Genomic DNA, 6,442 nt, shown 5'->3' on the forward strand with positions numbered 1-6,442 from the left:
TGCCGCATCAGGCACATACGGACTGAATACCTATCCCTCGCTGCCGAAAGCGTTGAAAAAACTGGGATATACGTCGATCTCGCTGACCTGCGACAACAAGACCTTCTGGAATCAGGATGCCACCTCGCGCAGCTACGGATTCGACCGTCTGTACGAACGCATGGACGAGGGGCGCCAACGCCCCGAGTCGGACAGTATCCTCTTCGCACGCACGCTGCCGGTTCTTCAGCAACTCCGCAAGCCGTTCTATGCTCAGGTCGTGACCTACTCGGGCCACGATCCCGTGGAGACAACGTTCGGGAGTACGCTCCGTCAGGCCGACATTCCGGATCGAAATGTAATGAACTACCTGATCATCACGCAGTTTGTAGACCGGAGCATCGAAAGGTTCATCGAGGCACTCCGGGAGGCGGGGCTCTACGACGAGAGCATCGTCGTGATCGTCGGCGACCACGACTCGACCATCACCCGCAACCGCTACGAAGGACGGGCAAAGCGCACGCTCGAGGACCGCTACATCCCGCTGTTCGTCCTCAACGCCCCGCTGAAGACGGAGACCGGGAAGGTCATCGCCCAAAGCGACATCTATCCGAGCCTGCTCGATCTGATGGGCGCGGCGGACTACCCGTTCCACGGTCTGGGAGAGAGTGTTTTCCGCCACCAGAGCGACTGCGCCGCCGATTTCGACGGAGAGTGGGCAGGCGGAAATACCGACGATTCGGTACGCCGGCGGCGTCTGGAGGCCTGGCGCGTCTCGGACATCCTCCTGCGGTCGGACCACTTCGCCGGTTCGTTCTGAACACGGAAAGGAGAACCAGCACGCAATCCGCGCACTCCGCACGAAAAACGGCGACATTTCCCGGAACGCCGGAAGCCGCCTGCATCCCGAGCGGGATACGGACCGGGAGCGCACTCCGCACGAAAAACGGCGACGGCCTCCGGGAAACCGGAAGCCGTCGCTGCAAATCGTTCGGTCGTCGGCCGATCAGCGGATCTTGCGGATGATCTCGCCGCCGTGGCGGATGGCCTCCTCGTTCTGGGGAAGCATCTTCCACGCACGCTCGGGAAGCGACTTCTTCAGTCCGACCATCACGTTCTCCATCTCCACAACGGGCTTCACCTTCAGGTATCCGCCCAGAATCATCGTGTTGAAGAGCTTGGCCTGGCCCATCTTCGCACACTCGGCCGTGGCGTCGATGGCATAGACCGAAATGTCCGTACGCACCGGATGGCGCGAAATGCCGTTCGTATCGTAGATCAGCACGCCGCCCGGCTTGACCATCGGCTCGAACTTCTCCATCGACTGCTGGTTGAGGATGATCGCCGTGTCGAATTCATGCGCGATCGGCGACGAGATCTTCTTGTCCGAAAGGATCACCGTCACGTTGGCCGTACCGCCGCGCATCTCGGGGCCGTAGGAGGGCATCCACGTCACCTCGAAGTCCTGCATCACGCCCGAGTAGGCCAGAATCTTTCCCATCGAGAGGACGCCCTGTCCTCCGAATCCAGCTATAATCAGAGTCTCTTTCATCGTGTCTCCTCCTTTTTTACGTCCTTGATATCGCCCAGCGGATAGAAGGGCAGCATGTTCTCCTCGAGCCAGCGGTTGGCAGCGACGGGCGAGAGTTTCCAGCCGCTGTTGCAGGTGGCGACCACCTCCACGAGCGAGAAACCGTTGCCGGCCATCGAATTCTCGAAAGCCTTGCGGATCGCCTTCTTGCACTTGCGCACGTTGGCCGGCGTATGCACGCTCTGGCGCGTGATGTAGGTGGCACCGTCGAGGTGGGCCATCATCTCGGCGATCTTGTAGGGATAGCCGTTCAGACGCGGGTCGCGGCCGTAGGGCGTCGTCGCGGTCTTCATGCCCAGCAGGGTGGTCGGCGCCATCTGGCCGCCCGTCATGCCGTAGATCGCGTTGTTGATATAGATCGCCACGACATTCTCGCCGCGGGCAGCCGCATGGATCGACTCGGCCGTACCGATGGCCGACAGGTCGCCGTCGCCCTGGTACGTGAAGACCAGGTTCCCGGGGTTGAGCCGCTTGACGGCCGTTGCAACGGCCAGCGCACGGCCGTGCGCCGCCTCGATCCAGTCGATATCGATGTAGTTGTAGGCGAAAACCGCGCAGCCTACGGGCGAAATGCCCACGGAGTGCTCGGCAAGGCCCATCTCGTCGATGACCTCGGCCACGAGCTTGTGCACCGTACCGTGGCTGCAGCCCGGACAGTAGTGCATGACGTTATCGGTGATGAGTCTGGGTTTCGCGTAAACCAGATTCTCCTGTTTGATTTCAACCTCTGCCATCGTCTCTTACTTTTTAATCAGTTTTTCCTTGAGGGCGTCGAGCACCTCGTCGGGATTGAACATCATGCCGCCCTGACGGCCGTAGTGCTCGACGGGAGCCAGTCCATTCACGGCCAGCCGCACGTCCTCGACCATCTGGCCGGCATTCAACTCGGCCGAAAGGAAGCCCTTCACACCGCGGGCGGCCAGTTCGGCGATCTGTTTCTTGGGGAAGGGGTAGAGCGTGATCGGACGCAGCAGGCCCACCTTTAGGCCCTCGGCACGGGCCATTTCGACCGTAGCCGAGCAGATGCGCGCCGACGAACCGAAGGCCACGATCACATACTCCGCGTCGTCGCAGTCGATCGCCTCGTAGCGCACCTCGTTCTCCTCCAGCCGGCGGTACTTCTCCTGCAGGCGCTTGTTGATCACCTCCATCTTCTCGGACTGGAGTTCCAGCGAGGTGACGATGTTGCGTCCGCGGGCTGCGGGTTTGCCCTGTGCGGCCCACGAACCGCATTCGGCACGCAGTTCTTCCTCGGTCTTGCGCGGGCGCTGCGGGGCGAGCACCACCTTCTCCATCATCTGACCGATGGCGCCGTCGGCGAGGATCATCGCCGGATTGCGGTACTTGAAGGCCAGGTCGAAGGCCTCGGCCACGTGGTCATGCATCTCCTGCACGGAGTTCGGGGCGAAGACGATCAGGTGGAAGTCACCGTGGCCGCCGCCCTTGCAGGCCTGGAAATAGTCGCCCTGCGAAGGCTGGATCGTTCCCAGACCCGGGCCGCCGCGCTGGCAATTGACCACCAGGCACGGAAGTTCCGCACCGGCCAGATAGCTCAGTCCCTCGGACATCAGGCTGACGCCGGGGCTCGACGACGAGGTCATCACCCGTTTTCCGGTCGATGCGCCGCCGTAGACCATGTTGATCGAAGAGATCTCCGACTCGGCCTGCAGCACCACCATGCCGGTGGTCTCCCACGGCTTGAGTTCCATGAGCGTCTCCATCACTTCGGACTGCGGGGTGATGGGGTAGCCGAAATAACCGTCGCAACCGTAGCGAATCGCCGCATGGGCGATCACCTCGTTGCCTTTCATCAGTTTTATCTCCTTCTCTGCCATAACCTATTCGAATTTTTGACGATAAACCGTAATTACGCTGTCGGGGCAGATCACCGCACACGAAGCGCAGCCCGTGCAGGCATCGGGATTCGCCATCCGGGCTACGGGATAGCCTTTGCCGTTCACCTCCGCCGATAGCTCGAGCACCTGACACGGACACGAGGCCACGCAGACCCCGCAACCCTTGCATCGCTCGCGGTCGACGACGATTGTTCCTTTGATTTTAGCCATAACGTCGTTGTATTGTTTGATTAAGTGCTTACAAATATAAGAAAAATTCGACAAACGGCCGATTGTTTACAACAAAACTTTCGAAAAAATCGACGAATTAAAAAGTCGGGGAGCCCCGTCCCGAAGGACAGGATTCCCCGACATCAGCAAGTTCCGGCGAAAAAAAACCGGCGGATTACTCGGCAAACGAGTGGATCACCACACCCGAACGGAGTTTGGGCTCGAACCACGTCGTCTTCGGCGGCATGATGTTGCCCGTGTCGGCGATGTCGATCAGCTGCTTCATCGAAACGGGGTAGAGCGCGAAGGCCACCTTCATCTCACCGCTGTCCACACGGCGCTTCAACTCGCCCAGGCCGCGGATGCCGCCCACGAAGTCGATACGCTTCGAGGTGCGCAGGTCGGCGATGCCCAGGATGCGGTCGAGCACCCGGTTCGAGAGAACCGTGACGTCGAGCACGCCGATCGGGTCTGCATCGTCGTAGGTCCCCGGCTTGGCCGTAAGGCTGTACCACTTGCCGTCGAGGTACATCGAGAAGTTGTGCAGCGCCTGCGGGCGGTACTCGTCGGCGCCCTTCTGCTCGACGACGAAGTCCTCGCCGAGGTGGCGGAGGAACTCCTCGGAGGTGAGCCCGTTGAGGTCCTTGACCACGCGGTTGTAGTCAATGATGCGGAGCTGACTGGCGGGGAACGTCACGGCCAGGAAGTAGCAGTACTCCTCCTCGCCCGTATGGTGGGGGTTCTTCGCCTTGCACTCGGCACCCACGCGCGCAGCGGCGGCCGTACGGTGGTGTCCGTCGGCCACGTAGAGGGCCGGGATGCCGCGGAAGATCTCCGTGATGCGGTCATTCGTCGCACGGTCGCGGATCACCCACAGTTTGTGGCCGAAGCCGTCGGGAGCCGTGAAGTCGTACTCGGGGGCCGAAGCCGTCACAACGCGCTCGACGATGGCGTCGATCTCGGCATTGTCCGGATAGGCGAAGAAGACCGGCTCGATGTTGGCCTGCTGGTTGCGCACGTGGATCATGCGGTCCTCCTCCTTCTCGGTGCGCGTCAGCTCGTGTTTCTTGATGGCGCCCGAGAGGTAGTCCTCGAAGTGGCAGCACATCGTCAGACCGTACTGCGTGCGGCCGTCCATCGTCTGGGCATAGATGTAGTAGTACTCCTCGGGATCCTGCACGAGCCAGCCCCGTTCGCGCCACAGGCGGAAGTTCTCCACCGCCTTGTCGTAGACCTCGGGGGCATGCTCGTCGGCGATCGGATCGAAGTCGATCTCGGGTTTGATGATGTGCAGCAGCGAACGCTCCGTCGCTTCGGCCTTGGCCTCGGCCGAGTTCAGCACGTCGTAGGGGCGCGAAGCCACCTCCGAAGCATACTCCTTCGGGGGCCGGATTCCGCGGAAAGGTTTGATTCTTACCATAACTCTCTTTTTCGCTTGTTGTGGATGCCGCAGAGGGCGGGCGCGGCACTCCGTACCCGCCCTCCGACGGCTCAGATTCCTGTTTTCGGGATTACTTGTTCACCTGGAAACGGGTATTGCCCGTCGTCAGGTAGTCGATCACCTGGCGTGCGGCGGCCAGGCCGGCGTTGATGTTGGCCTCGGCCGTCTCGGCACCCATCTTCTTCGGGGTGGCGAAGACGCGCTTGCCGAACTTCTCGTCGAACTCGGGCTGGATGCCGGCGGCGATGTCGGTGATGTACTTCAGGTCCTCACGCTCGGTGAGCGCACGCATCAGCCCCTCCTCGTCGATCACCTCCTTGCGGGCGGTATTGACCAGCGTGGCGCCCTTGGGCATCGACATCACAAGGTCGTAACCGATCGAGCCCTTGGTCTCCGCCGTGGCGGGGATGTGCAGCGAGAGGAAGTCGGAGCACTTGTAGAGCTCCTCGACCGAATCGACCTTCCGCACGCCGTCGGCCTCGAAGACCGCCGGATCGGTGATGAAGGGGTCGTAGGCCACGACCTCCATGCCCAGCGCCTTGCCCTTGCAGCCCACGAGCCGGCCCACATGGCCGTAGGCGTGGATGCCGAGCGTCTTGCCCAGGAGCTCCGAACCGGTGCCCGGGGTGAAGCGGTTGCGCGACATGAAGATCATCATGGCCAGAGCCAGCTCGGCCACGGCGTTGGAGTTCTGCCCCGGGGTGTTCATCACCACAATGCCGCGGGCCGTAGCAGCCGCGAGGTCCACGTTGTCGTAGCCCGCACCGGCACGCACGACGATCTTGAGCACCTTGGCGGCATCGATGACTTCGGCCGTCACCTTGTCGCTGCGCACGATCAGCGCATCGGCGTCGGCCACGGCTTCGAGCAGCTGGGCCTTGTCCGTATATTTCTCGAGCAGGGCGAGCTGATGGCCCGCACCCTCGACGATTTCGCGAATTCCATCGACCGCCTTCTTAGCAAAGGGTTTCTCGGTCGCTACCAATACTTTCATGGGTTTGAGGATTTCTGTGTTCAACATTTGCGTGTAGTCCCAGGCCTTCACCTCGCCGGTCAGGGCGTCGTAGCCGGTCGGGACATGCGATACCAATGCCATATTCCGTCCGTTACGGGATCATTTGGCATGCTTGGCGGCAAACTCCTGCATGCACTCCACCAGAACGCGGACGCTCTCGACGGGCAGGGCATTGTAGCACGATGCGCGGAAACCGCCCACCAGACGATGACCCTTGATGCCCACGATACCGCGCTCCTTGGTGAACTCCATGAACTCGGGAGCCAGCTCCTCGTAGCCGTCGGCCATCACGAAGCAGATGTTCATCAGCGAGCGGTCCTCCTTCTCGACCGTGCCGCGGAAGAGCGGGT

At 61.6% G+C, this 6,442-nt stretch carries 7 protein-coding genes and 1 pseudogene; 1 reads left to right on the forward strand and 7 read right to left on the reverse strand.

Annotation, left to right across the window (positions count from 1 at the left end):
* A partial coding sequence (locus QZL63_RS11000) for an LTA synthase family protein (protein WP_290587201.1) occupies positions 1 to 799 on the forward strand: 799 nt, incomplete at its 5' end.
* A gap of 186 nt (positions 800 to 985) precedes the next feature.
* On the opposite strand, the gene QZL63_RS11005 is transcribed toward QZL63_RS11000, so the two are convergent.
* The 7 genes and pseudogenes from QZL63_RS11005 to QZL63_RS11035 all read right to left on the reverse strand — a co-directional run.
* The gene (locus QZL63_RS11005) at positions 986 to 1,531 is read right to left on the reverse strand and encodes a 2-oxoacid:acceptor oxidoreductase family protein (protein WP_022309340.1); all 546 of its coding nucleotides are present in this window, start codon (positions 1,529 to 1,531) and stop codon (positions 986 to 988) included.
* Positions 1,528 to 2,304: a thiamine pyrophosphate-dependent enzyme gene (locus tag QZL63_RS11010; protein ID WP_022309341.1), complete on the reverse strand. Its 777-nt coding sequence runs from the start codon at positions 2,302 to 2,304 to the stop codon at positions 1,528 to 1,530. The genes QZL63_RS11005 and QZL63_RS11010 overlap by 4 nt, the downstream gene beginning before the upstream one ends.
* 6 nt (positions 2,305 to 2,310) lie before the next feature.
* Positions 2,311 to 3,405 (reverse strand): 3-methyl-2-oxobutanoate dehydrogenase subunit VorB, encoded by a 1,095-nt coding sequence (locus tag QZL63_RS11015; RefSeq protein ID WP_022309342.1) that lies wholly within the window; start codon positions 3,403 to 3,405, stop codon positions 2,311 to 2,313.
* A 3-nt stretch (positions 3,406 to 3,408) separates the two neighbouring features.
* Complete coding sequence (locus QZL63_RS11020) at positions 3,409 to 3,636, reverse strand: 4Fe-4S dicluster domain-containing protein (RefSeq protein WP_022309343.1); 228 nt, start codon at positions 3,634 to 3,636, stop codon at positions 3,409 to 3,411.
* 175 nt (positions 3,637 to 3,811) lie between these two features.
* On the reverse strand, positions 3,812 to 5,056 hold the full coding sequence (locus QZL63_RS11025) for a DUF1015 domain-containing protein (protein ID WP_022309344.1): 1,245 nt from the start codon (positions 5,054 to 5,056) through the stop codon (positions 3,812 to 3,814).
* Between the two features lie 91 nt (positions 5,057 to 5,147).
* Complete coding sequence (locus tag QZL63_RS11030) at positions 5,148 to 6,071, reverse strand: 3-phosphoglycerate dehydrogenase (RefSeq protein ID WP_290587263.1); 924 nt, start codon at positions 6,069 to 6,071, stop codon at positions 5,148 to 5,150.
* Positions 6,072 to 6,191: 120 nt separating this feature from the next.
* Positions 6,192 to 6,442: pseudogene (locus QZL63_RS11035) on the reverse strand (3-phosphoserine/phosphohydroxythreonine transaminase); the annotation flags it as partial.

This window comes from Alistipes sp. CAG:268 (assembly GCA_000434235.1).
Classification (GTDB): Bacteria; Bacteroidota; Bacteroidia; order Bacteroidales; family Rikenellaceae; genus Alistipes; species Alistipes avistercoris.